The sequence below is a fragment of the Pseudoduganella ginsengisoli genome, from assembly GCF_009720865.1.
Classification (GTDB): Bacteria; Pseudomonadota; Gammaproteobacteria; order Burkholderiales; family Burkholderiaceae_D; genus Rugamonas; species Rugamonas ginsengisoli.
The window spans coordinates 1-460 of record NZ_WNLA01000088.1; the positions used below are offsets into that span (position 1 = coordinate 1).

Annotated in this window: 2 tRNA genes and 1 rRNA gene; all 3 read right to left on the reverse strand. The window is 49.6% G+C overall.

The features are described 5' to 3' along the window. Nucleotides 1-149: 149 nt before the first annotated feature. Nucleotides 150-225 (reverse strand) — tRNA-Ala (locus GM668_RS30325). A gap of 27 nt (nucleotides 226-252) precedes the next feature. Beyond that, nucleotides 253-329 (reverse strand) — tRNA-Ile (locus tag GM668_RS30330). Between the two features lie 64 nt (nucleotides 330-393). Continuing rightward, nucleotides 394-460: ribosomal RNA gene (locus tag GM668_RS30335) — 16S ribosomal RNA — on the reverse strand; the annotation flags it as partial.

Sequence of the window (460 nt, forward strand, 5' to 3'; positions counted from 1 at the left end):
GGCAAGCATTTACTACGTTGTGATGATGAGTTTTACTACCCTAAGTACACACATTGCTGTGTGCGCTTAAATAAAACTTTACTTCTTCCAGATTGTTAAAGAACGGTACTACGCTTATCTAAGACTCCGGTCTTACATAAGAGCAGTTTTGGTGGAGGATGACGGGATCGAACCGACGACCCCCTGCTTGCAAAGCAGGTGCTCTCCCAGCTGAGCTAATCCCCCAATGGGTATTACTAGTACTAGTGAGACTGGTAGGGCTGGTTGGGCTCGAACCAACGACCCCCGCGTTATCAACACGGTGCTCTAACCAGCTGAGCTACAGCCCCAACATTTTGCGTTCTTCTTACTACAGCCGATAAGTGTGGACGTCAGGCGGAGTGCCTACTCTAGAAAGGAGGTGATCCAGCCGCACCTTCCGATACGGCTACCTTGTTACGACTTCACCCCAGTCACGAAT